Source organism: Pseudomonas sp. PA-6-3C (assembly GCF_021605825.1).
Taxonomy (GTDB): Bacteria; Pseudomonadota; Gammaproteobacteria; order Pseudomonadales; family Pseudomonadaceae; genus Aquipseudomonas; species Aquipseudomonas edaphica.
Window position 1 is genome coordinate 52,893 of the sequence record NZ_WKDV01000016.1, and the last position, 24,967, is coordinate 77,859.

26 protein-coding genes are annotated in these 24,967 nt (G+C 57.8%); 11 read left to right on the forward strand and 15 right to left on the reverse strand.

The genetic code is table 11. The annotated features are described in order from the left end of the window. Positions 1-16: 16 nt before the first annotated feature. The 10 genes from GIW48_RS13185 to GIW48_RS13230 all read right to left on the reverse strand — a co-directional run bounded on the left by GIW48_RS13185 (position 17) and on the right by GIW48_RS13230 (position 6,007). Positions 17-547, reverse strand: a complete 531-nt coding sequence (locus GIW48_RS13185; protein WP_236460187.1) for a phage tail protein — start codon at positions 545-547, stop codon at positions 17-19. After that, positions 544-1,182, reverse strand: coding sequence for a phage tail protein I (locus GIW48_RS13190; protein WP_177032755.1), 639 nt, complete (start codon positions 1,180-1,182; stop codon positions 544-546). The genes GIW48_RS13185 and GIW48_RS13190 overlap by 4 nt, the downstream gene beginning before the upstream one ends. Then, positions 1,179-2,174, reverse strand: coding sequence for a baseplate J/gp47 family protein (locus GIW48_RS13195; protein WP_177032757.1), 996 nt, complete (start codon positions 2,172-2,174; stop codon positions 1,179-1,181). Before GIW48_RS13195 ends, GIW48_RS13190 begins: the two co-directional genes overlap by 4 nt. Continuing rightward, positions 2,171-2,503, reverse strand: coding sequence for a hypothetical protein (locus tag GIW48_RS13200; RefSeq protein ID WP_053254663.1), 333 nt, complete (start codon positions 2,501-2,503; stop codon positions 2,171-2,173). Before GIW48_RS13200 ends, GIW48_RS13195 begins: the two co-directional genes overlap by 4 nt. A gap of 9 nt (positions 2,504-2,512) precedes the next feature. Continuing rightward, the gene (locus GIW48_RS13205) at positions 2,513-3,124 is read right to left on the reverse strand and encodes a phage baseplate assembly protein V (RefSeq protein ID WP_170036399.1); all 612 of its coding nucleotides are present in this window, start codon (positions 3,122-3,124) and stop codon (positions 2,513-2,515) included. Positions 3,125-3,127: 3 nt separating this feature from the next. Continuing rightward, positions 3,128-3,643, reverse strand: a complete 516-nt coding sequence (locus GIW48_RS13210; protein ID WP_236460186.1) for a hypothetical protein — start codon at positions 3,641-3,643, stop codon at positions 3,128-3,130. 23 nt (positions 3,644-3,666) lie between these two features. Continuing rightward, entirely contained in the window at positions 3,667-4,005 is a 339-nt protein-coding gene (locus GIW48_RS13215; protein ID WP_053254660.1) for a phage holin family protein, read from the reverse strand. 285 nt (positions 4,006-4,290) lie between these two features. Then, entirely contained in the window at positions 4,291-4,449 is a 159-nt protein-coding gene (locus GIW48_RS13220) for a hypothetical protein (RefSeq protein ID WP_236460185.1), read from the reverse strand. A gap of 148 nt (positions 4,450-4,597) precedes the next feature. After that, positions 4,598-5,332 carry an XRE family transcriptional regulator gene (locus GIW48_RS13225; protein ID WP_017137055.1) on the reverse strand — a complete coding sequence of 245 codons (735 nt, stop codon included), beginning with the start codon at positions 5,330-5,332 and terminating at the stop codon, positions 4,598-4,600. 111 nt (positions 5,333-5,443) lie between these two features. Continuing rightward, positions 5,444-6,007, reverse strand: a complete 564-nt coding sequence (locus tag GIW48_RS13230; protein ID WP_236460184.1) for a recombinase family protein — start codon at positions 6,005-6,007, stop codon at positions 5,444-5,446. 303 nt (positions 6,008-6,310) lie between these two features. Between GIW48_RS13230 and GIW48_RS13235 the strand changes: the two genes are divergently transcribed. Next, complete coding sequence (locus tag GIW48_RS13235; protein ID WP_236460183.1) at positions 6,311-7,378, forward strand: fatty acid desaturase; 1,068 nt, start codon at positions 6,311-6,313, stop codon at positions 7,376-7,378. A gap of 57 nt (positions 7,379-7,435) precedes the next feature. After that, on the forward strand, positions 7,436-8,581 hold the full coding sequence (locus tag GIW48_RS13240) for a serine hydrolase domain-containing protein (protein WP_236460182.1): 1,146 nt from the start codon (positions 7,436-7,438) through the stop codon (positions 8,579-8,581). 370 nt (positions 8,582-8,951) lie between these two features. On the opposite strand, the gene GIW48_RS13245 is transcribed toward GIW48_RS13240, so the two are convergent. Continuing rightward, complete coding sequence (locus GIW48_RS13245) at positions 8,952-9,128, reverse strand: hypothetical protein (protein ID WP_170036389.1); 177 nt, start codon at positions 9,126-9,128, stop codon at positions 8,952-8,954. Between the two features lie 136 nt (positions 9,129-9,264). On the opposite strand from GIW48_RS13245, the gene GIW48_RS13250 reads away from it, so the two are divergent. From GIW48_RS13250 to fdxA, 5 genes are all read left to right on the forward strand, one after another. After that, positions 9,265-9,939: a response regulator transcription factor gene (locus tag GIW48_RS13250; RefSeq protein WP_138451275.1), complete on the forward strand. Its 675-nt coding sequence runs from the start codon at positions 9,265-9,267 to the stop codon at positions 9,937-9,939. After that, complete coding sequence (locus GIW48_RS13255) at positions 9,932-11,251, forward strand: sensor histidine kinase (RefSeq protein ID WP_236460181.1); 1,320 nt, start codon at positions 9,932-9,934, stop codon at positions 11,249-11,251. The genes GIW48_RS13250 and GIW48_RS13255 overlap by 8 nt, the downstream gene beginning before the upstream one ends. A 420-nt stretch (positions 11,252-11,671) precedes the next feature. Further along, a complete protein-coding gene (locus tag GIW48_RS13260; RefSeq protein WP_236460180.1) occupies positions 11,672-11,953 on the forward strand; it encodes a DUF3077 domain-containing protein in 282 nt (93 codons plus the stop codon). Positions 11,954-12,227: 274 nt separating this feature from the next. Next, positions 12,228-14,819, forward strand: coding sequence for a DNA mismatch repair protein MutS (mutS, locus tag GIW48_RS13265; RefSeq protein ID WP_099548520.1), 2,592 nt, complete (start codon positions 12,228-12,230; stop codon positions 14,817-14,819). Between the two features lie 142 nt (positions 14,820-14,961). Continuing rightward, complete coding sequence (gene fdxA, locus GIW48_RS13270) at positions 14,962-15,285, forward strand: ferredoxin FdxA (RefSeq protein ID WP_236460179.1); 324 nt, start codon at positions 14,962-14,964, stop codon at positions 15,283-15,285. 495 nt (positions 15,286-15,780) lie between these two features. On the opposite strand, the gene apbC is transcribed toward fdxA, so the two are convergent. Next, positions 15,781-16,875: an iron-sulfur cluster carrier protein ApbC gene (gene apbC / locus GIW48_RS13275; protein ID WP_017137049.1), complete on the reverse strand. Its 1,095-nt coding sequence runs from the start codon at positions 16,873-16,875 to the stop codon at positions 15,781-15,783. Positions 16,876-17,047: 172 nt separating this feature from the next. On the opposite strand from apbC, the gene metG reads away from it, so the two are divergent. From metG to GIW48_RS13295, 4 genes are all read left to right on the forward strand, one after another. Continuing rightward, positions 17,048-19,099 (forward strand): methionine--tRNA ligase, encoded by a 2,052-nt coding sequence (gene metG / locus GIW48_RS13280; protein WP_017137048.1) that lies wholly within the window; start codon positions 17,048-17,050, stop codon positions 19,097-19,099. A gap of 244 nt (positions 19,100-19,343) precedes the next feature. Then, positions 19,344-20,312 carry an electron transport complex subunit RsxB gene (rsxB, locus tag GIW48_RS13285; protein WP_138453760.1) on the forward strand — a complete coding sequence of 323 codons (969 nt, stop codon included), beginning with the start codon at positions 19,344-19,346 and terminating at the stop codon, positions 20,310-20,312. A gap of 69 nt (positions 20,313-20,381) precedes the next feature. Then, positions 20,382-21,020 carry an endonuclease III gene (gene nth, locus GIW48_RS13290; RefSeq protein ID WP_017137046.1) on the forward strand — a complete coding sequence of 213 codons (639 nt, stop codon included), beginning with the start codon at positions 20,382-20,384 and terminating at the stop codon, positions 21,018-21,020. Between the two features lie 107 nt (positions 21,021-21,127). Then, a complete protein-coding gene (locus tag GIW48_RS13295; protein WP_017137045.1) occupies positions 21,128-21,310 on the forward strand; it encodes a PA3496 family putative envelope integrity protein in 183 nt (60 codons plus the stop codon). 85 nt (positions 21,311-21,395) lie between these two features. Here GIW48_RS13295 and GIW48_RS13300 read toward each other — a convergent pair whose 3' ends face one another. From GIW48_RS13300 to GIW48_RS13310, 3 genes are all read right to left on the reverse strand, one after another. Then, on the reverse strand, positions 21,396-22,028 hold the full coding sequence (locus tag GIW48_RS13300) for a response regulator transcription factor (protein ID WP_017137044.1): 633 nt from the start codon (positions 22,026-22,028) through the stop codon (positions 21,396-21,398). A 635-nt stretch (positions 22,029-22,663) separates the two neighbouring features. After that, entirely contained in the window at positions 22,664-23,881 is a 1,218-nt protein-coding gene (locus tag GIW48_RS13305) for an argininosuccinate synthase (RefSeq protein WP_003208700.1), read from the reverse strand. A 129-nt stretch (positions 23,882-24,010) separates the two neighbouring features. Continuing rightward, complete coding sequence (locus tag GIW48_RS13310; RefSeq protein ID WP_099548518.1) at positions 24,011-24,919, reverse strand: flagellar protein MotY; 909 nt, start codon at positions 24,917-24,919, stop codon at positions 24,011-24,013. Positions 24,920-24,967 lie beyond the last annotated feature (48 nt).

Sequence of the window (24,967 nt, forward strand, 5' to 3'; positions counted from 1 at the left end):
ACTCCCTGTAAAATATCTATTTGGTTTCCATACTCATGACGCGAAACAAAACCCCCACATGCCTCGCCATGTTGTCAACGCTGGCTGCCGCCAGTTGAGCGAATTCTTCGGTCAATAAGACATTGAGGTTTTCACTGCCCACTACCACCGTCACACTGTCTGTTGGCAACGGCGAAATATCCAGCGTAAACTTTTGCAGCACCCGTGCCGCCGACGCTTTATAGGTCAGCAACTTCCCCGCCACGGAATACACCGCCAGCAGGGTCCCACTGGCGAGGTAAAAACCGAACTCGCCAATCTCATATTCACCGTCGCCATCAAACAGCGCGGCCATCCTGAGTTGGCGCTCGCCCAAGTCCTCGTAATCCACAATGGCGACACGCTGGCGCTCGTCGCGCAAGGCCACTTCGGTGCCGTCCGGGTTATAGCGGCCAGTACCGGCGCCGATGTGGGTGATTTCGCCTTTCAAGCCCTGGTTCTTTGCCTGCAGCACTTCATCCAAACCCTTGGAGGTGAAGCGCACCAGGCGCGTAATGTCATCTGTCATGGCTGCGCCCTGAGGTCGTAGTCGTTAATGGTGTAGTGCTGGGCAACCCCAGCGCTGTTAAGCCGGGCAACCAGCGCAACGTCCGGCAGCGCTCCGTCCAGATACAACTCGCCGTCACTTAACGGCGCATGGAGGACTTGAGTGAGCGCAAGTCGCCCTTGGGTTTCATGCACGATGGTGATGGTCGCCTGGTCCCGCTCGCTTTTGGCCGCGTTGATACGGCGAATCAAACGATTGTGATCACCGCTGGACCAACTGCGCCCGATGATGGCCTGCACGTCGAAGGTGTAGGGCATATCCCTTGGCCGCTGCTGATACCAGGCGCTGATGTTGGGGGTGAACCCCAGCGATTCCACCGCATAACTCAACGCCTTGGGCGTGCCGGCCTGACGCTGGATCTGCCAGGACAAGGCCACGGTCAGGCGCTTTTCGGTTTCGCTGGCGTCGGCGTCCCATTCACTGACGCCGCGGTCGGCGGCCAGGTAAGGCAGGAATTCGCCAGGGGTTTGCAGTGGATTCATCAACGCAGGAAACGGCGGCATGACCCGGTCGAGCAATTGCCCGAATCCCACGTCCAGAGCCTTTTCCAACGGTGAGCTGTTGGCTGGCAACAAACTCGCTTTGTGCTCACTCATAGCGTGCGCACCTCCACCTCGACACCCGTGCAATAAGGGGCCTGGAAGGCGTTACTGATAATGGGTTCGAGCGGTTCAACGATCTGTAACTGCGCGGCACCGGCGCTGTGAATCGCGTAGTCGATCCAACTGGGATCCACCCGCCCTTCGAGACGATGACAGGACTCTGCGTAGTCCAGCAGCAGTTTCTGCGCCGCAACTTGAGTGAGCCCCGAATCCGGCCCGGCATTGATCTTGGCCACGACCCGGATCTTGTAGCGCAGGATCTGCGCACCTTGCACGCTAACCAGATCGGTCTCCGGCCGCACATCCGGCCGTGCGAAATGGCGACGAACCCCGTCAAGCAAATCGGCGGACGGCGTGCCGTCGCTCTCACGAGCAAGCACCGTGACCATCACTTCGCCGGGCGCCGTTCTACGCGCATTGCCGTCCTTGACCTGCGCCGCATAGCCGTCCGGATCAAAGGTGTAGCTGACCGTCACCACGCCCGGCGTCGCGCTTTGCACCTTCACCGACGGCCGTTCACCAAGGGTAAAAACCTCTCGCCGATACTGCATCCGCGAGCCGGCTGCCGGTGCATGGGGCGCCAGGTAATAACGCAAGCGAGCGTCGTCGTCACTCTCCAACGTCGGCGGCACCGGCGGAAACGCCGCCGGGTCGCCTGGATCGAGCACTTGGCGTTCCAGGCCCATGTCCGCCAGGCGCGCATCCAGGTTGCTGCCGGTGGCCCACCACGCCAGCATCTGCTTGATACGGGCATTGTATTTGCGTTCGTGGGTTTGCAGCCTTACACAGAAGGCTTCCAGGGCCAGGGTCAGCAACTCGCTTTCGTTGTCGAGGCTGACCTTGAGTTTGGCCGCGCTTTGCGGTGCTCGGGTGGCGACGTAGTCCACAACAAACGCCTTGAATTCGGCCAACAACGGCTCGAACTCATCCACCGCAATGATGGCCGGTTCTGCCAGTTGGTTCTGGCCGGGGATCAGCATGCTCATGTCACGACCTCGAAGGTTTGTTGGCGGTTTTTCCAGGTGCCGGCGAAGCGCAACAGCAGGCCGGCGCCTTGGCGGGTGGCGACGATGACCTGGGGTTGAAAATCGCCGATGCCGTTGTGGCTGTTGTAGAACGCCTGCGCGGCGTGGCTTTGGGCGAGTATCAGCAGGTCGTCGCCGAGGTTCTGGCCGAGCAGTTGCGGGATCAGCGAGCCATATAGCGGGCGTTTCTGCCGAGTGCCCACGGGGGTGGTCAGCGCTCGGGTGGCGCGCTGCACGAACTGCAGCCAGTCATCGACGGCTGCCCCGGTGTTTCGATCGATGCCGAGCATGGGATGTCCTTATCGAGGGCTGATGACGCGGCCTTGATGGTCCACCAGCGGGCCGCTGAAGTGCGCGCCGCCAGCGTCCAGTACCAGGCTGGTGCCGCCGATTTGCAGGGTGATGTTCTGGGCGCTCATGACCAAGCTGGCGGCGCCGACTTTGACGTCTACCTGTTCGCGCGAACCGCTGAACGTGGTGGGGCCGTTGACCCAATTGAAAATGTGGCTGGCATCGTCATAGTCGCTTTGGGTGCCGTCCTGATGGCGTCGTCGGGTCAATGTGGCAACGCTGGAGACGGGCGGAAACTGACTACTGTTGAGGCCGAACAAGGCCACAGACTGCCCACCGCCTTCGCCGCCGCCGTAGTTGAGCAACAGGCATTGTTCACCCACGGACGGGATACGCGTTTCGGTTTGTCCGCCTGCGCTGGGGTTGAAAAAGCGGATCGCCGGGGTGAGCAAATCACCGTGGCTGACCTTGCAGGTATTGCTGGCGGCATCGACCGACTGACACGTGCCGATCCGACAAAAACTCTCGGCGCGTCGATACAGGTCTTCAAGTTGGGTTTCCATCTCTGCCAGGCGCTCGACAATCGGCCCCAGCTGCATGCGTAACAGCGCGTCGAACATGGGCTACTCCGCCAGTGGTTTGTATTGGTCGGGATCGTCGATGTTCGACACTTCCCAGGTGCGGGCAAACAGCGGCTGTCCGGTAGGATCTGTGAGTAATACCGGCCCGATGTAGACGGTCTGGGTGAAGGAGACAGTCCAAGTGTCGTAGTCCGTTTCTGCTGTTGTTGCAGCAACCGGAGCGGCGACGATATTTAGCGGCAAATCGCACTGGGCCAATGGCAGGCCCCAACGGTTATCCAGCACCTGGTCCATCAGTTGGCTGGCCAGGTCGCAGGCATCAAACGGCAGCGCACCCGGCGCCACCATGGCCCGGAGAGAAATCGTCAGGGCGTGAGCCTTGCGCCCTTCGCGAGAGCGAATGCCTGGGCCATTGCCTTCGACCGTGATCAACACGCCGGTTTTATCCAAGGCGCCCTGAAAATCCTGGTGATTGCCGACCTTCAAGTTCGGGAAGGCCGCGTGCAGCGCCGCGCCTATGGCGTTGGGCAGTTGGGATGGCTTTTCGATAAGGGTCATATTAAGTAGCATCCTTGCAACGGTTACTGCGGGTCTTGGCCGGAGCCTTGGTTGACCCCGATGCGCTTGGCGGCCCAGCGTTCATAAAGGCCAATGGCGACATCGGCACCGGCCATCGCGGTGAGGCAACCAATGGCGCCGGCGGTCCAGATCGACATGCCGGCGGCGTAGCACAGCATCAGGGCTGAAACCCCGCAGACCATGCACGCGCCGGAGCGCAGGGCCAGGCGGCGGATCAGCGACCAGCCACGTGCGCCTTCTTTGTCGGCGCGCCACATTTCGCCGGATACACCGCCGATCACGGCCAATACGATGACCAGCCAGATAGGCATTTCCGCTAACGCTTGCTGTTCATTTGTCATGTCACGCCTCCTGGCTGAGCACTCAATAGTCCATTTTTCATTCACACATGCTTCGATAGGTCGGCATTCCAAAAAGCCCGGTTGCCCGGGCTTTTCAGTAATGATGTCCTCGAACGTTCGGCGCTACTGGCGCGGTACGGTTCTTTCCTCAATGTTTTTCCGACCACGATCCCTGTCTGCCGGATAACTGCTTCTGGTGCTTTACGCTGCACACCCGGGTCAGTTGCCAACCCTCTGAACCGTTGAGGCCGGTTCATCGCTGCCTGTTTTTTTGAAGCGGTGTAACTAAAGAGCGTCGGCATCCTTGCCGGTGTTGCCTGGCATCCCTGCCATCGCTTCGATGGCGTCCTTGCCGATGTTGCGTGCCTTCCTTGTCACTTTCCTTGGCAGCATCCTTGCCGCCTCCACCACCTTGTTGGCTGGCTTGAGACGGAGAATATGCATGTATGCATATACAGTCAATGCACAAATGCATTTTTTTTGCTATCGGAATGCACCAGCGCATTTCGAACCTTATGGGCCAGGGGTTTACCGGTTTTCTACGGTCGAAAAAAAGCCCGCACATGGGCGGGCTTTGTCTTACGCAAGGAGGTTAACGGGCGTACATGCCCCACCAGAACACATGGCCGAGGATGCTGATTTGCTCATCCTGGATATCCTGGAAGCTGTAGTCCTCGTCCGGGTGCTCATCGCGATTGAAACTGCGCAGGCGAATCCCGGAAGGCAGGCGGTAGAGCTGTTTCACCCGTAACTGGCCATTGTGATTGATGGCATACAAGTCGCCGTCGACGATATCACCAATGCCGCTCTTGCCCGCATTCACCCCAACCGTCGCGCCATCGCGCAGCACCGGCAACATACTGTTGCCACGCACTGTCACGCATTTGGCCTGGTCGAACTGCACACCGTTGTGGCGAAGGCTGCGCTTGCCGAACCGCAGGCTGGCCTTCTCACTTTCCTCGATGACGAATCTTCCTGATCCAGCAGCCAATTCAACCTCGCGCAAAAAGGGGATCGACACCTCGTCATCATTAACGGGCGTGTCGTCGTCCCACAGGCTTATGTCCTTGAGTTCCGAATGCATCGGGTCGCGCCCGTCATCGCGCCCAGCACCCATCGCCGCGCGCCCGCGCAAGTGGTCGGTGCTGACGCGAAAGTACTCGGCGATGCGCGAGATGTGCTTGTCCGACGGATCAACGATCTTGCCGCTGAGGATCCGCGAAAGTGTGGATTGAGGCACGCCGGTACGCCGGTGAAGCTCCGTGGGGGAGATCCGGTCGCGGTCCAGCAGCTCTCTTAAGACGGTTGAAACGTTGCGTTTTTGCATAACGGCGATAGTGCCGGGAGTTTTTGGGGTTGGCAAATGCTAAATTGCATATTTTATGCAATATCAAAAATTTTCCACCTCTGCCCGGCTGCATTCGGCCGCTGACACGCCCTATGAGGGTTTCAAATAGCGATAAAGTGTCTGACGACTGATATCAAAATCACGCGCCAATTTAGATTTGTTTTCTCCTGCGCTGGCTCGGCCAATCAAACTGACCACCTGATTGCCAGACAGTTTTTTCTTGCGACCGCCGTAGCACCCACGGACCTTTGCGGCAGCGATTCCGGTTACCTGTTTCTCCCTTCTTGTGGCGCGTTCGAACGCCGCAATCCGCTCCATTACCGCAATGATGGTCTCCACAACCTCAAGACAGTCATGCCGGAAAATCAGGTTTTCGTTTAGAAACTCCAGCGTTACCTGCTTTTCAATCAGCCGTCGAATAAGAGTACACAGTTGTTCGGTACTGGAAGTCAGCGAGGTCATGCTATCGACCACCACGGTATCCCCGCACTGCAGGTAGCGAATGAGTCTTTCCAGGCCAGCGCGATTTACCGCCTCGTCTGCTGCCTCATCGCAAAACACCGCGTCAAATACATCACGGCTGGGTATGTTCTCGATGCTATCGCAGGGCGCTTGCAGAGAGTGCCGGAAATATCTAATGCGATAAGATCTCATGGTGCCTCCTTGGCAATAGTTGTACAAAGTCCTTTTTATACTTGTACAAACTGTAACTAAATCACTAAATCCTTACACATCCGTAACACTGAAGCCACCCAAAATACACAGTTGCAAAGACTTGAACTTGTCTTATCATTTTGAGGCCTGGATTAATCCTAACAAGTTTTTGACACAGCGTCGATTTTGCATTCATTGGATTTACGCAACAGCGTTAAATACCCATTGTTTTCCAGTTCAAACAGTTGACGTGGCCGGCTTGACAAGGCTGGCAATTCCCTGACGCAAGCAGAGGATGAATGGATGAAAGTCTTGGAAAAAGCCGTTGAAGTTGATCGGCTAACTACCGATCAGGAAAAGATCGATACGGTTACCCGCAGCATTACCGAGCATGGCAATTACCTGCGCGAACGTTATCCGATCTTGCTGCGCCAGGATGCGCTGGGCGCAAGTGTCATGGTGTTTTCACTGGTGGGCATGGTTATCACAGGAGGTCTCTACATCAAGGGTTTTATCCCCGCATGGCTGTGCATTTTTATCAATGCGCTACTGACTTCGCTTATTCATGAAATCGAGCACGACTTGATTCATCGTCTTTATTTCAGGAAAAAGCCACTGGCCCATAATGCCATGATGTTTTTTTGCTGGCTGGCCCGACCGGGCATGCCCAGTCCTTGGTTAAGACGCAGTCTGCATTTTCACCATCACAAAGAGTCCGGAACTGATTCAGATGTCGAGGCCTGGATAACGACCAGTGGTAGCCCGTGGGGAATACTGCGCTTATTGAAACTGATGGATGGTTTTATATTTGGTTTTCTAAACGCGATTTTTGCACCTGGATGGCGGCAAAAGATTAAGTTGTTAGGCAAGATTATTCGGCTCAACACACCTTTCGGCCTGTTGTATTGGGGGTGCTGGTATGTGTTCCTTGGCTACCACGCAACTGTCTGGTTTGGCTCAATCATGGGCCAGGAGGTTCACCCTTCCGCTGCAACGCCGGGGTTAATCGAGATAGTTAACAGCGCCGTTGTTATTCTGATCGCGCCTAACTTAATACGCCAATTCTGCCTGTTTTTCATCAGTTCAAACATGCACTATTATGGCGATGTTGCCGCGCGCAATCCGTTACAACAAACTCAGGTGATGAACCCCTGGTGGTTGTGGCCGTTCCAGATGTTCTGTTTCAACTTCGGCAGCACGCACAGCATTCATCACTTTGTGGTCAGAGACCCGTTCTACCTTCGCCAGATGACGGCACCCCATGCGCATAAAGTTATGGCGCAAGCCGGTGTCAGGTTCAATGACTTCGGCACCTACAAGCGCGCGAACCGTTATTCCACGAAGCACGCACACACTCGGTCGCGGGGGTGAGTGCCATCACGCTCGCACGTATCAAGGGCAGCACTACAACGACAAGGAGTCTGAAGTATGAAAGCACAAGGGATCTGTGCGCAGCAGTTCGCAGCGGTCAGGCAAGCCTTCGAGGACATTTTTGATGATCCGCAGGAGCGTGGTGCAGGGCTGTGTGTGCAAGTAGACGGAAAGAAGGTTATCGACTTATGGGCCGGTACGGCGGATCAGGAAGGCACCACGCCCTGGCGCCACGACACGCTGGCCAATACCTTTTGCGTGGTAAAACCCTACGTCGCGGTGGCCGTGCTGATGTTGGTTGAACAGGGCAAGCTGGAGTTGGATGCATCCGTGGCCCGCTACTGGCCTGAGTTCGCCCAAAACGGCAAAGCCAAGGTGACCTTGCGTCAGGTGATGAATCACACCGCGGGCCTGCCGGCACTGCGAGCCCCCGACCATAACGCCATGATGTATGACTGGGAGCATATGGTGCGGGTCCTGGAGGCCGAGCCGCTTTGGTGGGAAGCGGGAACAGACCTTGGGTATGGCACCACGACGTTTGGCTGGATCCTGGGAGAGCTGATTCGCCGGGTGGACGGGCGTGATCCCTGTGTCTTTATTCATGAAGAGATTCTGGATCCCCATGCCCTCGACGTTCACCTTGGCGTGGACGCAAAAGACTTTCATCGCATTGCTCGTTTCGACGCTGCCAGCGGACGCATTGGTGACAGTTACTCGCAAGCGTTGCGCACGGTGCTCAAAAACGAGCCATTGCACATCGCGACACTCGCCTTCACCAACCCCGGAATGGTGCCCAGGCGAACCAGTGACCCACGCTGGTGGGCCTATCAGCAACCGGCGGTGTGCGGGCATGGCACAGCGCACGGTTTAGCCGGTTTTTACACGGCATTAATGGCCGGACACTTTATCGGTCGCGAACTGCTCAATGAGTTCACACGAGAACACAGTCACGGCATGGACCGGGTCTGGATGCGCCCAATGCGTTATGGCTTGGGCTGCATGCTGGAACAGCAACGTGATCCGACGGCTTCCCACGCAATGGGCCCGGGCACCTTTGGCCATATCGGGCTGGGTGGTCCGATAAGCTTCGCCGACCCCGAGAGGCGAGCGAGCTTTGGGTTTGTCACCACGACTTCGGGCAGTCATTCGATGATTGACCCTCGGCCTGGAAGGCTGTCATCACTGGTGTATGCAGCGCTTTGAGCGGGTTGCCCTGCGGGTGGAGTTCTTGGTGTCTGGAATGTGCCAACCGATCAGGGAGCGGTTTTATTGTACGAGAGGGTGTATCTGAGCCGCTCACCACGCGGTGAGTCTTGTTGGGTCCTGCGCCCCGTCGACGCCCGTTGATTCACTTTCATTGACTATGTAGCAACTGTCCACGCTACGCCTGCCGTCGGTGTAGACCACAAAGCCCCCAAGCCCTTTGTCACAATCGTGCAGATACACCGGCGACAGTTCTCGTTGCTTATCAATTTGCGTATTCAAGCGAACGATATAGATACCCATGGACACCGACACACACACAACCAGTGTGAGGCATATGGCTACCTGCCAGGCGTAGCTGACGCCGTCGTTATGGCTGTGCATTGGCAACGCCGTACGCACGTGTCTGCTCGATGTGCTGGCCCATCAGAAACCAGACGCCGCCTCCCAGACGCACAAACTGCCCCCGGGACGGCAGGGCGCTGGCCATCAGGCCGAAAAAAATCAACGCTAACAAAGCGCCTTTGATCATCGAGGACAGGTTCATGGCTGTGCCGCTCTCAGGATATGAAGAGCCTGAGCTTAAACAGTGATGGGTTAACGTCAGGTAAACCTGCAGAGAACCCCTGCTGACTTCCGCTATCCTTCGGGCCATAAATGACAAGCGTCCAAGGGGACATCCCGTGCATATTCACCTGCTGCTGGTCGAAGACAATCTCGATCTGGCCACTACCGTCATTGAATACCTGGAGATCAGCGGCATCGTCTGCGACCACGCCAGTAATGGCCAGACCGGGCTTAACCTGGCACTTGAGCAGCACTACGACGTCATTATCCTGGACATCATGTTGCCGCGTTTGGACGGCCAGCAATTGTGTGAACGGTTACGCCAGCAAGGCAGTCAGACGCCCATTTTGATGCTCACTTCATTGGATGCTCTGTCGGACAAACTCGCCAGCTTTGCTGCGGGCGCTGATGACTACCTGGTGAAGCCATTCGAGTTGGCCGAACTGGTGGCCAGGATTCGAGCACTGAGCCTGCGCCGCAGTGGTCAGGCCAGTCGCCTGCAGGTGGATGACTTGGTGATGGAGCTGAGCACCCGTAAAGTCAGTCGCGCCGGGCAAGCGCTGCATTTGTCGCCCATTTGCTGGACCTTACTGGAGCACCTGATGCGTGCCAGCCCAGAACCCGTACCACGGGAACGCCTGGAAACAAGCATCTGGGGCGACGAGCCACCCGACAGCAATACGCTTAAAGTCCATATGCATCGACTGCGCAAGACGGTAGACAAACCCTTTGGTCGACCCTTGATCCACACGCTTCCCGGGGTCGGTATTCAGGTAAAACCCCATGCGTAACGCCCTGAGTTTGAAATGGGTGATCAGTGGGAGCTTTCTGCTGCTGATTACTGTGGTCCTAGTGATTTACAGCCAATTGCTGCCTGCATTCACTGTGCGCGGGTTGCTCTACACCGCCAGTGCAATGATGGAAGAGGAAGCCCAGTATTTCACCAGGCACTACAACAACGACCCGACCACGCCGCCTCCAGGCAACTACTTCTATACCGGCGTCATCGGCAAGCAGGCGTTACCGGAAAACGTTCGCCAGATACTGGCGACACCACCGAGTCTGTCCTTCGGCGCGGTGCATATCTTTGGCGACCTGTACTCCGATGACGACGACGCGCCGATTCAGATAATCCTCGAGCAGCCCCTCGGTGATGGCAAAATTCTTTATATGTACGACGTCGACCACGATCATGAAGCCGGGGGTGAGGTCGAGACTCCGCTGTCCGACGCCTACTTTGACCAGGTACTGCGTAGCGTTGCGCTGATCAGCCTGGCGGTATTTGTGCCGGCATTGATCATCATCGCATTGCTGGTCTGGTGGTTGGTTCGCCCGCTGGGGCGTCTGGCCCAATGGTCCAGTACGCTGAAAAATCCGGAAGCCTTGTCTGGCAAACGGCCGGACTTCAGCTTCAAAGAGTTCAACATGCTGGCTGATGTACTGGCCCAAAGCGTTGAGCAGGTTCAGGCCGCCAGCCTGCGTGAAGAGCGCTTGTTGCGCTATACCAGTCATGAACTTCGGACCCCGCTGGCCGTGCTCAAGGCCAATATTGAATTGCTGGCCATGCAGTCCGGCGGCGTCCTGCCACCGCCCTTGCAACGTATCGAACGTTCGGTGCTGAACATGCAACTGATCGCCGAGACGTTGCTGTGGATGAGCCGCGAGAACCCCGAGCCATTGCCGCAGGAACACATTGACGTCAGCGAGTTGGTTGGCGAGTTGATTCAACAGCATCGCTACCTGATCGGTAACCGGGATATCGACTTGATGATCAACATCCACACCGAGCCCTGCCTATTGCCCCCCACGGCGTGTCGCATTGTGATCGGTAACTTCCTGCGCAATGCGCTGCAATACGCAGAAGACGGCACCGTGGAAATCAGTTTCAAGTACCCTCAGTTGCGCATCGTCAACCACATCAGGGAGATCAAGTCGCGGCAGGAATCCAACGATTTTGGCTACGGGCTCGGGCTGCAGTTGATGCGCCAGCTATGTGCAAAACTGGGCTGGCAGATTGAAGTGGTGCTCGAGCAACAACGCTTTACCGTGATTCTCGGCTTTACCCGCGTGCGGGCCTTAGATAATGGGGGGAAGTACAACTGAGGGGACTGATTTATTTTCTGGATAATAATTAAATTGATCTGTCCCCTTGCCGCCCCGGTCTATGCGGCGCTTTGAGTGGGTTAGCTTTCGTACGGGAATAGTTCAGGGGTAAATTCGTTTTCTGTGACGCAATATCCCCAGTTGCACCCATACCCCCACCACGCTACCCTCCCCTCCGTCGCTGCCAATTCAGCGACCGGGCCTGATAACCCGGCAAGATGCAGGCGCACCTAGCGCCCCCAAAACCCGATTTGCTGGCGTTTTTTTTCGCCCAACATTTCGTGCAATGGCGGCTGTGCGTGGGAGACCTTCGGGTCTGCCGGGTTCCTGTATCTCCGGTTTATCAGCCTGCGCACAGCTGCCACCCAATTCGCCTGATAACGAACGTGGTAGCTCTCAACCGATATGGGAGTTTTACCGATGACCGCTACAAATCCGTCTGCGTTAACCACCCTCGGCGTCACCCCCTTCTCCTTCCACTGCGACCAACCGCTATTCCGCGTCAACAGCGGCGTCTCCCTGCACGAAGCCTTAAACCACGCCTCGGACCTCCTCCACGTCGCCAAACAACTCGCCGAAGATGCGGCGATGACCAAGGAAACGGACCGTTACGCTTGGGCGTCGCATTACTTGCAGGAGATGGTCAAGGCGGTGGTTGATGATGTGGTGAGGGTGTTGGATTCGCCCGGTAACCTTCAGTAAGGGGCGAGTGAAAAACCGGTGCGGCGCCTGATTCCGATCACTCAAGAGATAGCTCAAGCACCGCTAACCTGTGGCGAGGTAGCTCGCCACAGGTTCGGTGTTCATTCTTGAGAGTGATGGCCATTGGGCGCTGCGCCATTTTTGGGTTTTACCTGGCTGTTTGTGACCTGCGAACCCTAGACCTCGCGTGTTAACCTTGCCGCCATCGCAAAATTAGCAGGGCCAAGTGCCCCATCTTTGCCCCACTCCTTTTAACGAATTTGCTAACTATCTGATGAGTAAAAACACCTCCGATCTGTCCTCCCACACTCCAATGATGCAGCAGTACTGGCGCCTCAAAAACCAGCACCCTGATCAGTTGATGTTCTATCGCATGGGCGATTTCTACGAGATCTTCTACGAAGACGCGAAGAAGGCCGCCAAGCTGCTGGACATCACCCTGACCGCGCGCGGGCAGTCGGCGGGGCAGTCGATTCCGATGTGTGGGATTCCTTACCATTCGTTGGAAGGTTATCTGGTCAAGCTGGTGAAGCTGGGCGAGTCGGTAGTGATCTGTGAGCAGATCGGTGACCCGGCGACCAGCAAAGGGCCGGTGGAACGTCAGGTGGTGCGCATTATCACGCCGGGCACGGTGAGTGATGAGGCGTTGCTGGATGAGCGTCGTGACAATCTGATCGCGGCGGTGTTGGGCGATGAGCGTTTGTTTGGCCTGTCGGTGCTGGATATCACCAGCGGCAACTTCAGCGTGCTGGAGATCAAGGGCTGGGAGAACCTGCTGGCGGAGCTGGAGCGTATCAATCCGGTGGAGTTGTTGATTCCGGATGATTGGCCAAAGGATCTGCCGGCGGAAAAACGCCGTGGGACCAAGCGGCGTGCGCCGTGGGATTTTGAGCGCGATACAGCGCTAAAAAGCCTGTGCCAGCAGTTCTCGGTGCAGGACCTTAAAGGCTTCGGCTGCGAGACCTTGACCCTGGCCATCGGCGCTGCCGGTTGCTTGCTCAGCTATGCCAAGGAAACCCAGCGCACCGCCCTGCCGCATTTGCGCAGCCTGCGCCATGAGCGCCTGGATGACACTGTGGTGCTCGATGGCGCCAGCCGTCGCAACCTGGAGCTGGACACCAACCTGGCCGGTGGCCGCGATAACACGCTGCAATCGGTGGTCGACCGTTGCCAGACGGCCATGGGCAGCCGTTTGCTGACCCGTTGGTTGAACCGCCCACTGCGCGACTTGACCGTGCTGCAAGCGCGCCAGACCTCTATTACTTGCCTGCTGGATCGCTATCGCTTTGAGAACCTGCAGCCGCAGCTTAAAGAAATCGGTGATATCGAGCGCATTCTGGCGCGGATCGGCCTGCGCAATGCGCGGCCACGTGACCTGGCGCGCCTGCGCGATGCGTTGAGCGCGCTGCCGCAGCTGCAAGTGGCCATGACCGAACTGGACACGCCGCACCTGCAACAACTCGCCGTAACGGCCGGCACTTACCCGGACCTCGCGGCGCTGCTGGAAAAAGCCATTATCGACAACCCGCCGGCGATTATCCGTGACGGCGGCGTGCTTAAAACCGGTTACGACAGCGAGCTGGACGAGCTGCAATCGCTGAGCGAAAACGCCGGGCAGTTCCTGATCGACCTGGAAGCCCGCGAAAAAGCCCGCACCGGCCTGGCCAACTTGAAGGTCGGCTACAACCGCGTGCACGGCTACTTTATCGAGTTGCCGAGCAAGCAGGCCGAGTCGGCGCCGATTGATTATCAGCGCCGCCAAACCCTTAAGGGCGCCGAGCGTTTCATTACGCCGGAGCTCAAAGAGTTCGAAGACAAGGCACTGTCGGCCAAAAGCCGTGCCCTGGCGCGCGAAAAGATGCTGTATGAAGCGTTGCTTGAGGACTTGATCAGCCGCTTGGCGCCGCTGCAAGACACCGCCGCCGCCCTGGCGGAACTGGATGTGCTGAGCAACCTGGCCGAACGTGCGCTGAACCTTGACCTGAACTGCCCGCGTTTTGTCAGTGAGCCGTGCATGCGCATCGTGCAGGGCCGCCACCCGGTGGTGGAGCAGGTGTTGACCACGCCGTTCGTGGCCAACGACCTGTCGCTGGATGACGACACGCGCATGCTGGTGATCACCGGTCCCAACATGGGTGGTAAATCCACCTACATGCGCCAGACCGCCTTGATCGTGTTGCTGGCGCATATCGGCAGCTTTGTGCCGGCAGCCAGTTGCGAGTTGTCGCTGGTGGACCGCATTTTCACGCGGATCGGTTCCAGTGATGACCTGGCCGGCGGGCGTTCGACCTTTATGGTGGAAATGAGCGAAACCGCCAACATCCTGCACAACGCCACCGAACGCAGTTTGGTGCTGATGGACGAAGTGGGGCGCGGCACCAGCACCTTCGATGGTCTGTCGCTGGCGTGGGCGGCGGCCGAGCGTTTGGCGCATTTGCGCGCCTATACGCTGTTCGCCACGCACTATTTCGAGCTGACGGTATTGCCCGAGAGCGAGCCGCTGGTGGCCAACGTGCATCTCAATGCCACTGAGCACAACGAGCGCATCGTGTTCCTGCACCACGTGTTGCCGGGGCCGGCGAGCCAGAGTTACGGTTTGGCCGTGGCGCAGTTGGCGGGGGTTCCTGCGCAAGTCATCACCCGTGCCCGCGAACACTTGAGCCGCCTGGAAGAAACCGCCCTGCCCCACGAGATTCCTGTGGCAAGCCCGGCCAAAACCAGCGCAAAACCCAGCGCGCCGCACCAGAGTGATATGTTCGCCAGCCTGCCCCATCCAGTGCTGGATGAGCTGGCAAAGCTTGACCTGGACGGCTTGACGCCGCGTAAAGCACTCGAAATGTTATATGCACTGCAAGTTCGGATATAACGCACAGGCTTGCAAGCTGGTAGACTCTCGCGCGGTTTGGGATGCTGCGGGTTATTAGCCTGGCCTGCAGACTATCGCTCCCGAACCTCGCGAGCCCTGCCACAAAGGGTTTCGCTGCCGCCGCCTGAGGAGAGAATTAGAAATGACCTTCGTCGTTACCGACAACTGCATCAAGTGCAAGTACACCGACTGCGTCGAAGTGTGTCCGGTGGACTGCTTCTACGAAGGCCCGAACTTCCTGGTTATCCACCCGGATGAGTGCATTGACTGTGCCCTGTGTGAACCAGAATGCCCGGCCAATGCGATCTTCTCCGAAGATGAAGTCCCGGCGGGTATGGAAAACTTTATCGAATTGAACCAAGAGTTGGCTGACATTTGGCCAAACATCACAGAGCGTAAAGATGCACTGCCAGACGCTGAAGAGTGGGATGGCAAGCCAGGCAAGATCGCCGATCTGGAACGCTGATCTACCTGCCAGCATCGAAAAGGCCCCTTGCGGGCCTTTTTGCGTTTCTGAGTGGTCGTTTTCACTTTTCTGCAGGCAAAAAAAAGGGGCGGTATGACCCGCCCACATTTTTTCCCTAGTCCCTGTATTCCTTTTCATCATCCTGATGAATCGCATCCTGCGACGTTCCTTCAACCATCGTTCCTTGACGGCTGTGCCAATCCGTGGACACAGGGCTGATCTTAGAGAGTTCCGGGGGAAGTTCAACGGGATCCAAGTGATCGGCTGACAGACTTGAACGCTCATTCAAGTATAAATAATTGTTATTTTTCAGATGGATAGAAAATTCGTTCACCGTTTCGAGATGGACATGCCCGGCAAAAAAACCAAACACTTACGAAAAAGTAAGCAAATGCTTACACGCGCAATTGCGCAAACGCATGATTCGGAACCATTGACTGATCGGCAGGCATAAAAAAGCCCCGACAACGCCGAGGCTGTTTTCCTTCAGCAGGCTCAGTCGTCGCTGACAGTGATGGTCGGCATCGCCGGTGCGGCCGCTTCCTGCAGGACGATCCGCGCGCCCACATGACGGGCCAGCTCCTGGTACACCATAGCGATCGGTCCATCAGGCTCCGCGGCCACGGTCGGCTTGCCGCCGTCGGCCTGCTCACGAATTTCCATCGCCAGCGGCAACGACGCCAGCAATTCAACCCCGTATTGGGTCGCCAACTTTTCGCCACCGCCTTCGCCGAACAAATGCTCGGCGTGGCCGCAGTTGGAGCAGATGTGTACCGCCATGTTTTCTACGACGCCCAGCACCGGGATGTTGACCTTGCGGAACATCTCCACGCCTTTTCTGGCATCCAGCAGCGCCAGGTCCTGAGGCGTGGTCACGATTACTGAGCCAGCCACCGGCACTTTTTGCGCCAGTGTCAGTTGGATATCGCCAGTGCCTGGCGGCATGTCGATCACCAGGTAATCGAGGTCGCCCCAGGCGGTCTGGGTGACCAGTTGCAGCAAGGCGCCGGAGACCATCGGCCCGCGCCACACCATCGGCGTGTTGTCGTCGGTGAGGAAGGCCATGGACATGACCTCCACGCCCAGCGACTCAATCGGCACAAACCACTTCTGGTCCTTGACCTTGGGCCGCGTGCCTTCGGCGATGCCGAACATTACGCCCTGGCTTGGGCCGTAGATATCGGCGTCGAGGATGCCCACGCGCGCACCTTCGCGGGCCAGCGCAAGCGCCAGGTTGGCGGCGGTGGTGGATTTACCCACGCCGCCCTTGCCGGAGGCCACGGCGATGACATTCTTGACGTTGGCCAGGCCCGGAATCTGCGCCTGGGCCTTGTGCGCGGCAATCACGCACTGGATGTCGACCTTGGCCGAGCGCACGCCCTCCAAGCCTTCGATGGCCATTTGCAACATCTGTGCCCAGCCACTCTTGAACAAACCGGCGGCATAGCCCAGTTCCAACTGGACCGACACCTGGTCGCCCTGGACCTCGATGGCACGTACACAGCCGGCGCTGACCGGGTCCTGGTTCAAATAGGGGTCGGTGTACTGGCGAAGAACGGCTTCCACCGCTGCGCGATTGACGGCGCTCATGGGCTACTCCCGAAAAAAGACTGACTGAAACAGGCGGCTATCCTAACCGTTCCAGCCGCCCAGCGGCATGCTTTCGAGACCTGGGAAGATTCAGAAACAGCACCACGGGGTGAAATATATTTCCCGGCGCTTTATAGTGGCCGACCTCCGTTTCATCAAGTAGCCGAGCCCCATGTCCGAGCCACGCAAGATCCTCGTCACCAGCGCCCTGCCCTATGCCAATGGTTCCATCCATCTTGGCCATATGCTTGAGTACATCCAGACCGATATGTGGGTGCGCTTCCAGAAGCATCGCGGCAACCAATGCATTTATGTCTGCGCGGACGACGCCCACGGTTCGGCCATCATGTTGCGCGCCGAGAAGGAAGGCATCACCCCGGAACAACTGATCGCCAATGTGCAGGCTGAACACAGCGCCGACTTTGCCGAGTTCCTGGTGGACTTCGATAACTTCCACTCGACCCACTCCGAAGAAAACCGCGAGCTGTCGAGCCAGATCTACCTGCGCTTGAAGGAAGCCGGGCACATCGACCAGCGTTCGGTGACCCAGTATTTCGACCCGGAAAAGAAAATGTTCCTGGCCGACCGCTTCATCAAGGGCACCTGCCCTAAATGCGGCACCGAAGACCAGTACGGCGACAACTGCGAAAAATGTGGCGCAACCTATGCACCGACGGACTTGAAGAACCCGAAGTCGGCAATCTCCGGCGCCACCCCGGTGCTCAAGGATTCCCAGCACTTCTTCTTCAAGCTCCCGGATTTCCAGCAAATGCTGCAAACCTGGACCCGCAGCGGCACCTTGCAGGACGCCGTGGCCAACAAACTCTCCGAATGGCTCGACAGCGGCCTGCAGCAGTGGGACATCTCCCGCGATGCGCCGTACTTCGGCTTCGAGATCCCGGGCGAGCCGGGCAAGTACTTTTATGTGTGGCTGGACGCGCCGATTGGCTACATGGCCAGCTTCAAAAACCTCTGCGACCGCACGCCTGAGCTGGACTTCGACGCGTTCTGGGCAAAGGATTCCACCGCCGAGCTGTACCACTTCATCGGCAAGGACATCGTCAACTTCCACGCGCTGTTCTGGCCGGCCATGCTCGAAGGTTCGGGCTATCGCAAGCCGACCGGTATCGCCGTGCACGGCTACCTGACGGTCAATGGCCAGAAAATGTCCAAGTCCCGTGGCACCTTTATCAAGGCGCGCACCTACCTGGACCACCTGTCGCCGGAATACTTGCGCTACTACTATGCCGCCAAGCTGGGCCGTGGTGTCGACGACCTCGACCTGAACCTGGAAGACTTCGTGCAGAAGGTCAACTCGGACCTGGTCGGCAAAGTGGTCAACATCGCCAGCCGTTGCGCCGGTTTTATCCACAAGGGCAATGCCGGTTTACTGGTGGCTGAAAACGCCGCACCGGAACTGACCGAAGCCTTCCTGGCCGCCGCACCAAGCATCGCCGACGCCTATGAAGCCCGTGACTTTGCCCGCGCCATGCGCGAGATCATGGGCCTGGCCGACCGCGCCAACGCCTGGATCGCCGACAAGGCACCGTGGTCGCTGAACAAGCAGGAAGGCAAGCAAGCTGAAGTCCAGGCTATCTGTGCCACGGGCGTCAACCTGTTCCGCCAATTGGTAATCTTCCTCAAACCGGTGCTGCCATTGCTGGCCGCTGATGCCGAGGCGTTCCTCAACGTCGCGCCGCTGACCTGGAACGACCACGCCACCTTGCTCAGCAACCATCAGTTGAACGAGTTCAAGCCGTTGATGACGCGTATTGATCCGGTGAAAGTCCAGGCCATGACCGACGCTTCGAAAGAAGACCTGGTCGCCAGCCAGACCGACACCGGTTCGGCTGCGCCCGCCGGTAACGGTGAGCTGGCCAAGGATCCGATCTCGGCAGAAATCGACTTCGACGCCTTTGCCGCTGTAGACCTGCGCGTTGCGCTGATCGTCAAGGCCGAGGCCGTGGAGGGTGCCGATAAGCTGCTGCGCCTGACCCTGGACCTGGGTGGCGAGCAACGTAACGTGTTCTCCGGCATCAAGAGCGCCTACCCGGATCCTTCCAAGCTCGACGGCCGCTTGACCATGATGATCGCCAACCTCAAGCCACGCAAAATGAAGTTTGGCATCTCCGAAGGCATGGTGATGGCAGCCGGGCCTGGCGGCGAAGAGATCTACCTGTTGAGCCCTGACAGCGGTGCCAAGCCGGGTCAGCGTATCAAGTAAGCCCGCAAAGCCCGTCTGCGGCAAGCGGGCCTCCCGTGGCAAACGGGCTGCCTGTGGCGAGCGGGCTTGCCCCGCGTTGGGCTGCGCAGCAGCCCCAATAAAGTCGCCGCATTTGGCCTGTTAAACCGAGTGCCTGTACCAAGGGCCGCTCCGCGCCGCAACGCGGGGCAAGCCCGCTCGCCACAGAACGCGCGCTCGCCACTACAGGCACTGTTTGTTCAACCGGCATACCAATGATCACCCCATGAACTTGATTCAACGTATCGACGCGCTGCTGCCGCAGACCCAATGCGGCAAATGCGGGCATCCGGGTTGCAAGCCTTACGCCGAGGGCATCGCGTTGGGTGAGGCAATCAACAAGTGCCCGCCCGGAGGGCAAGAAACCATTGCCGGCCTGGCCCAGCTGTTGCGTGTGCCGGTGTTGGAACTGGACACCAGTCGTGGCGAAGCCCCGGCCCAGGTCGCCTACATCCGCGAAGCCGAATGCATCGGCTGCACCAAGTGCATCCAGGCGTGCCCGGTGGATGCGATTGTCGGCGCCGCCAAGTTGATGCACACCGTGATCATGGATGAATGCACCGGCTGCGACCTGTGTGTTGCGCCCTGCCCTGTGGATTGCATTGAAATGCGTCCAGCGACCACTGTGCTGGCGATTGTCGGCGGCCTGGCGGCCGATGATGGGCAACGCCATGAGCGCGGCCTCAAGCGCGACCGCGCGCGGCGGCGCTTTGAGCAACGCAATGCGCGGCTGCAACGCGAGGAAGCGCATAAACTCGCCGAGCGCCTGGCGCGGGCTAAACGTTTGGCCCCGCCGGTTGCCCCTGTGCAAGCCGATGACGCTCAGGCGGCCCGGGATACAGCGGTCAAGAAGGCCAAGATCACCGTTGCCATGAGTCGCGCCCAACTGCATAAATCACTCAAGGCATTTGGACATCCACCGACCTTTGAGCAGCAGTCGCAGTTGATCGTGCTGCAACAGCAGTTCGAAGCAGCGGAGCAGGCGCTGGCCGCACTGGAAGTACAGAGCACACCGACGCCAGCAACGGCACCGAGTAACAGCGCCGATCTCAAGCGCGCTAAAATCCAGCTGGCCATGCACCGCGCAGCATTGAAGAAAGCCCAGGATCTAAACGCCACTCCACAGCAACTGGCCGAGGCGCAAAGCAAAGTCGATGACGCACAACGCCAAGTGGATACTCATGACAGCGTTTAAACCCGCGCTAAACCCTGCTGTGTGTATTACTACAATCGCGCTGATCGCCTGCAAGGAACCACCTGCCCCATGAACGCCGCAAAACGCCTGGAAATTTTCCGCAGGTTTCATGAAGACAATCCGGAACCCAAGACCGAGCTGGCCTACTCGTCGCCGTTCGAGTTGCTGATTGCGGTGATCCTGTCAGCACAATCCACGGACGTGGGCGTCAACAAGGCTACGGCCAAGCTGTACCCAGTGGCCAATACGCCAGCGGCCATTTATGCCTTGGGTGTGGAGGGTTTGTCGGAGTACATCAAGACGATCGGCCTGTACAACAGCAAGGCCAAGAATGTCATTGAGACCTGCCGCTTGTTGGTTGAGCTGCACGGCAGTGAAGTGCCACAAACCCGCGAAGCCCTGGAAGCCCTTCCCGGCGTAGGCCGCAAAACTGCGAACGTGGTACTCAATACCGCGTTCCGGCAACTGACCATGGCAGTGGACACGCATATTTTCCGCGTCAGCAACCGAACCGGCATCGCGCGTGGCAAAAATGTGGTCGAGGTAGAAAAGCAGTTGATGAAGTTTGTGCCCAAGCCCTATCTGCTCGACTCCCACCACTGGCTGATCCTGCACGGGCGCTATGTGTGCCAGGCCCGCAAGCCTCGCTGCGGGAGTTGCCGCATCGAAGACCTGTGCGAGTACAAGGACAAAACCTCGGACGATTGAGGGTTCATTGGTTTTCTCGATCAGTCGATTGAAAAAATCTTTTTTACCCGTTCGTGGATTATCGTTATAAGGAGCGCCAACGGCAGTCTTAGCCTGGAGTTAACCTTATGAGCACTGGCAAAGAACAACTGGATGTAGAAGACGATCTCGTTGATGTGGCGGAAGACGAAGGGGACGCCCCTGTGGCAGAGGTGGCCAAGACCAATTTGAGCAAACGCCGCACTATCGACAACCTGTTGGAAGAGCGACGCTTGCAAAAACAACTGGCCGATTACGACTTCGACCTCTGATCGATGCGCTGACGGCCGGAAGCCTCCCTGACGGAGGCTTTTTTTTTGCCGGGTTTTCGGGTTTTGGTGCAAAACCGCACCGCGTCTACACGAGGCCGTTGCGCTGGGCCAGCTCGATCAGGTCCACAAGGGAGCGTGCATTGAGCTTGAGTAACAGGCGGGTCTTGTAGGTGCTGACGGTTTTGTTGCTCAGGAACATGCCATCGGCAATTTCCTTGTTGGTTTTGCCTCTGGCCAGTTGCTGCAACACCATCATCTCGCGACCCGACAAGCGTTCAACCATGTCCGCCTCGCTGGCATTGCCCATGGTCGAGCGTACCGAGTTGAGCGCCTGGTTGGGGAAATAGCTGTAGCCGGAAAGTACAGCCTTGATGGCGCTCAGCAGCTCGGTCAGGTCCTGCTGCTTGCATACGTAGCCCGCCGCCCCCGCCTGCATGCAGCGCATGGAGAAATGGCCAGGCGCCTGGGACGTCAGCACCAGCACCTTGACGGGTGTAGCCTGCTTGGTGGAGGCCAGCCTGCAAATGACTTCCAGGCCATCGAGCTTGGGTATTCCGATATCCAGTATGACAATGTCCGGCATATGTTCCCGTGCAAGTTGCAACGCATCGACGCCGTTATCAGTCTCGGCAACGACTTCATAACCATGACGTTCCATTAGCATGCGCACAGCAAGACGAATGACGGGATGATCATCCACGATCAGCACTTTATTCATGAGAAAGTCCAATTTCGCTGTTCGAATTATTTAGAGCAAGCACAATAGCCTAGTCGTTTCCTAGTTGGCATAGCGCTCCCCCCCAAGCAACAGCAAGCAGAGACCCAACCCACAACGATATAGGAATTAACCTACAAAAAAACACAAACTCTGGTGCGTCAGGTTTTATGGAACCCTTCAGAACTTTCCGGGGCCATACATATTTTGAGTGAAATATGCACCGCAGAATGGGTACGAGGTAAATGTAGCGCACATGACTTTCAGGAAATACCCCTTGCTTGTCGCAGCAAGGCCAGCGAGCAGCTGAAAAAAAATCAACTGATTCAGTTCCATTCAACATACCTATTTACATCCCTATTTCCTACAGAAGTTTCAGCGCCCTACATACTCGCTGTACTTAGGTAGTGAATTTTCCGTAAGACATAGTTCCTGTGCAGGTGTAAAAAATTCATTCAGTCGTACAGAAATAAACACACCACCGCTGAAACGGCCGCGTTCAACTTCGATATTCAACAAAACTTAAACGACAGCGCATCGCTTAAACATCAGGCTGTATTTAAAGCGCCTGCCTTTATATACGGGCAAAAAAAATGGCCCCTGGAACAAGGGGCCATTTTTTACAACGAGCCAAGCACTCAGAACAGCTTGCGACCCTTGTTGGCAGCGATACGCATACGCAACGCGTTCAGCTTGATGAAGCCTGCCGCGTCCGCCTGGTTGTAGGCGCCGCCGTCTTCTTCGAAGGTGGCGATGTTGGCGTCGAACAGCGACTCATCAGACTTGCGACCGGTGACGATCACGTTGCCCTTGTACAGCTTCAGGCGCACAACGCCGTTCACGTGGACCTGGGAGGCGTCGATCATCTGTTGCAGCATCAGACGCTCCGGACTCCACCAGTAACCGGTGTAGATCAAGCTGGCGTACTTGGGCATCAGCTCGTCTTTGAGGTGAGCCACTTCACGGTCCAGGGTGATCGACTCAATGGCGCGGTGAGCGCGCAGCATGATGGTGCCGCCTGGGGTTTCGTAGCAACCACGGGACTTCATGCCCACGTAGCGGTTCTCGACGATGTCGAGACGGCCGATACCGTGTTCGCCACCGATACGGTTCAGGGTCGCCAGCACGGTGGCCGGGGTCATTTCGACGCCGTCCAGTGCAACGATGTCGCCGTTGCGGTAGGTCAGTTCCAGGTACTGGGCCTTGTCTGGAGCGTTCTCCGGGGAGACGGTCCATTTCCACATGTCTTCTTCGTGCTCGGTCCAGGTGTCTTCCAGCACGCCGCCTTCATAGGAGATGTGCAGCAAGTTGGCGTCCATCGAGTACGGGGACTTCTTCTTGCCGTGACGCTCGATCGGGATTGCGTGCTTTTCAGCGTAATCCATCAGCTTTTCACGGGACAGCAGGTCCCATTCACGCCAAGGAGCAATCACTTTCACGCCTGGCTTGAGGGCGTAGGCGCCCAGTTCGAAACGCACCTGGTCGTTGCCCTTGCCGGTAGCGCCATGGGAAATGGCGTCGGCGCCGGTTTCGTTGGCGATTTCGATCAGGCGTTTGGCGATCAGCGGGCGTGCGATGGAAGTACCCAGCAGGTACTCGCCTTCGTAGACGGTGTTGGCGCGAAACATCGGGAAGACGAAATCGCGGACGAATTCTTCGCGCAGGTCGTCAATGTAGATCTCTTTCACGCCCATGGCTTGCGCCTTGGCACGTGCAGGTTCGACCTCTTCGCCCTGACCCAGGTCAGCGGTGAAGGTCACCACTTCACAGTTATAAGTATCCTGCAGCCACTTGAGGATCACCGAAGTGTCCAGGCCGCCGGAATACGCGAGAACGACCTTGTTTACGTCGGCCATGCCATCACTCCACGGGGTTGTACGGAAAGCCGTCGATTCTACCGACCAAAACCGTGAATTTACAGAGGCGCGACAGCAAATGAAGATAAAGCGACAGATTATGTCGAGCGGGCGACCGATGGTCGCACCTTATGACGTGTGTGCCGCGCTGCTCGGGCCAGTGGCCTGGGGTGCCGGTTTCTCGGGGGCAGCCACGCGTTCGAGCTGAATATTCACGCGACGATTGCGGGCGCGGTTGGCGGCATTGGTATTGGGCGCCAGTGGGTAACTTTCACCGTGAAAACGCAGGGTGATCTGCGATTCCTGAATGCCATTGGCCTTGAAGTAGTCCATCACCGCCAGGGCACGACGGCGCGAGACGTCACGGTTGGTCAGGCGGTTACCGCTGTTGTCGGAATGACCATTGAGCTCGACGTGATTAACCGTCGGGTCGGCTTTCATGAACGCGAGAATCACGTCCAGCTTCTTCTTGGCAGCGGCGTCCAGCTCGATACCGCCGCCGGGGAAGCCGACTTCAGTCTGTTTGACCTGATCGTAATTCATCGGCAACAGCTTGGTGGTGCACAGTTGATAGTCGTTGAAGGCCTTGTTGAATTTCACCGGCAACAGGCGGACCTCCGAGTAGCCGCCCTCACGCCCGTAATGCCGCACCGTCGGGCTACGCCCCTCCAGCAAACCCGTGAACAAACGCCCGGCCTGGGCCTGGGAGCTGTTGAACAGCACGTCGCCACTGCCAACACGCACGGCGCCCAAGTTGATATCACCACGGCCCGGTTGCCAGGGTGCCGCCGCAGCCAGCAAGGTCGCCGAGCCCGCTCCGAGCGCGCCGCTATAGGCTTTCAGGCGAAATGTCGCCTGCTCGCCGGCCCGGCGCACAAACTCACCCGAACCGAAATCGGTGATCGGCTGGGCCAGGCGGCACTCGAATTGGTCGCCTTCCACCTTCCACTCAATATTCTCCAGACGTGTCTGGAATGTGAGTGCCATCGCAGGCAGGCTGGCGAACACACTGAGCAGGGCTAGATAATGCTGGCGCACGGGAGGCTCCACTGGTTTCTACAACACTTCAAAGCGTCATACGTCGTT

Coding starts and splice junctions, on each gene's coding strand:
- GIW48_RS13185 (WP_236460187.1), bottom strand. CDS start 547: ATGACAGATGACATTACGCGCCTGGTGCGCTTCACCTCCAAGGGTTTG.
- GIW48_RS13190 (WP_177032755.1), bottom strand. CDS start 1,182: ATGAGTGAGCACAAAGCGAGTTTGTTGCCAGCCAACAGCTCACCGTTG.
- GIW48_RS13195 (WP_177032757.1), bottom strand. CDS start 2,174: ATGAGCATGCTGATCCCCGGCCAGAACCAACTGGCAGAACCGGCCATC.
- GIW48_RS13200 (WP_053254663.1), bottom strand. CDS start 2,503: ATGCTCGGCATCGATCGAAACACCGGGGCAGCCGTCGATGACTGGCTG.
- GIW48_RS13205 (WP_170036399.1), bottom strand. CDS start 3,124: ATGTTCGACGCGCTGTTACGCATGCAGCTGGGGCCGATTGTCGAGCGC.
- GIW48_RS13210 (WP_236460186.1), bottom strand. CDS start 3,643: ATGACCCTTATCGAAAAGCCATCCCAACTGCCCAACGCCATAGGCGCG.
- GIW48_RS13215 (WP_053254660.1), bottom strand. CDS start 4,005: ATGACAAATGAACAGCAAGCGTTAGCGGAAATGCCTATCTGGCTGGTC.
- GIW48_RS13220 (WP_236460185.1), bottom strand. CDS start 4,449: ATGCATATTCTCCGTCTCAAGCCAGCCAACAAGGTGGTGGAGGCGGCA.
- GIW48_RS13225 (WP_017137055.1), bottom strand. CDS start 5,332: ATGCAAAAACGCAACGTTTCAACCGTCTTAAGAGAGCTGCTGGACCGC.
- GIW48_RS13230 (WP_236460184.1), bottom strand. CDS start 6,007: ATGAGATCTTATCGCATTAGATATTTCCGGCACTCTCTGCAAGCGCCC.
- GIW48_RS13235 (WP_236460183.1), top strand. CDS start 6,311: ATGAAAGTCTTGGAAAAAGCCGTTGAAGTTGATCGGCTAACTACCGAT.
- GIW48_RS13240 (WP_236460182.1), top strand. CDS start 7,436: ATGAAAGCACAAGGGATCTGTGCGCAGCAGTTCGCAGCGGTCAGGCAA.
- GIW48_RS13245 (WP_170036389.1), bottom strand. CDS start 9,128: ATGAACCTGTCCTCGATGATCAAAGGCGCTTTGTTAGCGTTGATTTTT.
- GIW48_RS13255 (WP_236460181.1), top strand. CDS start 9,932: ATGCGTAACGCCCTGAGTTTGAAATGGGTGATCAGTGGGAGCTTTCTG.
- GIW48_RS13260 (WP_236460180.1), top strand. CDS start 11,672: ATGACCGCTACAAATCCGTCTGCGTTAACCACCCTCGGCGTCACCCCC.
- mutS (WP_099548520.1), top strand. CDS start 12,228: ATGAGTAAAAACACCTCCGATCTGTCCTCCCACACTCCAATGATGCAG.
- fdxA (WP_236460179.1), top strand. CDS start 14,962: ATGACCTTCGTCGTTACCGACAACTGCATCAAGTGCAAGTACACCGAC.
- apbC (WP_017137049.1), bottom strand. CDS start 16,875: ATGAGCGCCGTCAATCGCGCAGCGGTGGAAGCCGTTCTTCGCCAGTAC.
- metG (WP_017137048.1), top strand. CDS start 17,048: ATGTCCGAGCCACGCAAGATCCTCGTCACCAGCGCCCTGCCCTATGCC.
- rsxB (WP_138453760.1), top strand. CDS start 19,344: ATGAACTTGATTCAACGTATCGACGCGCTGCTGCCGCAGACCCAATGC.
- nth (WP_017137046.1), top strand. CDS start 20,382: ATGAACGCCGCAAAACGCCTGGAAATTTTCCGCAGGTTTCATGAAGAC.
- GIW48_RS13295 (WP_017137045.1), top strand. CDS start 21,128: ATGAGCACTGGCAAAGAACAACTGGATGTAGAAGACGATCTCGTTGAT.
- GIW48_RS13300 (WP_017137044.1), bottom strand. CDS start 22,028: ATGAATAAAGTGCTGATCGTGGATGATCATCCCGTCATTCGTCTTGCT.
- GIW48_RS13305 (WP_003208700.1), bottom strand. CDS start 23,881: ATGGCCGACGTAAACAAGGTCGTTCTCGCGTATTCCGGCGGCCTGGAC.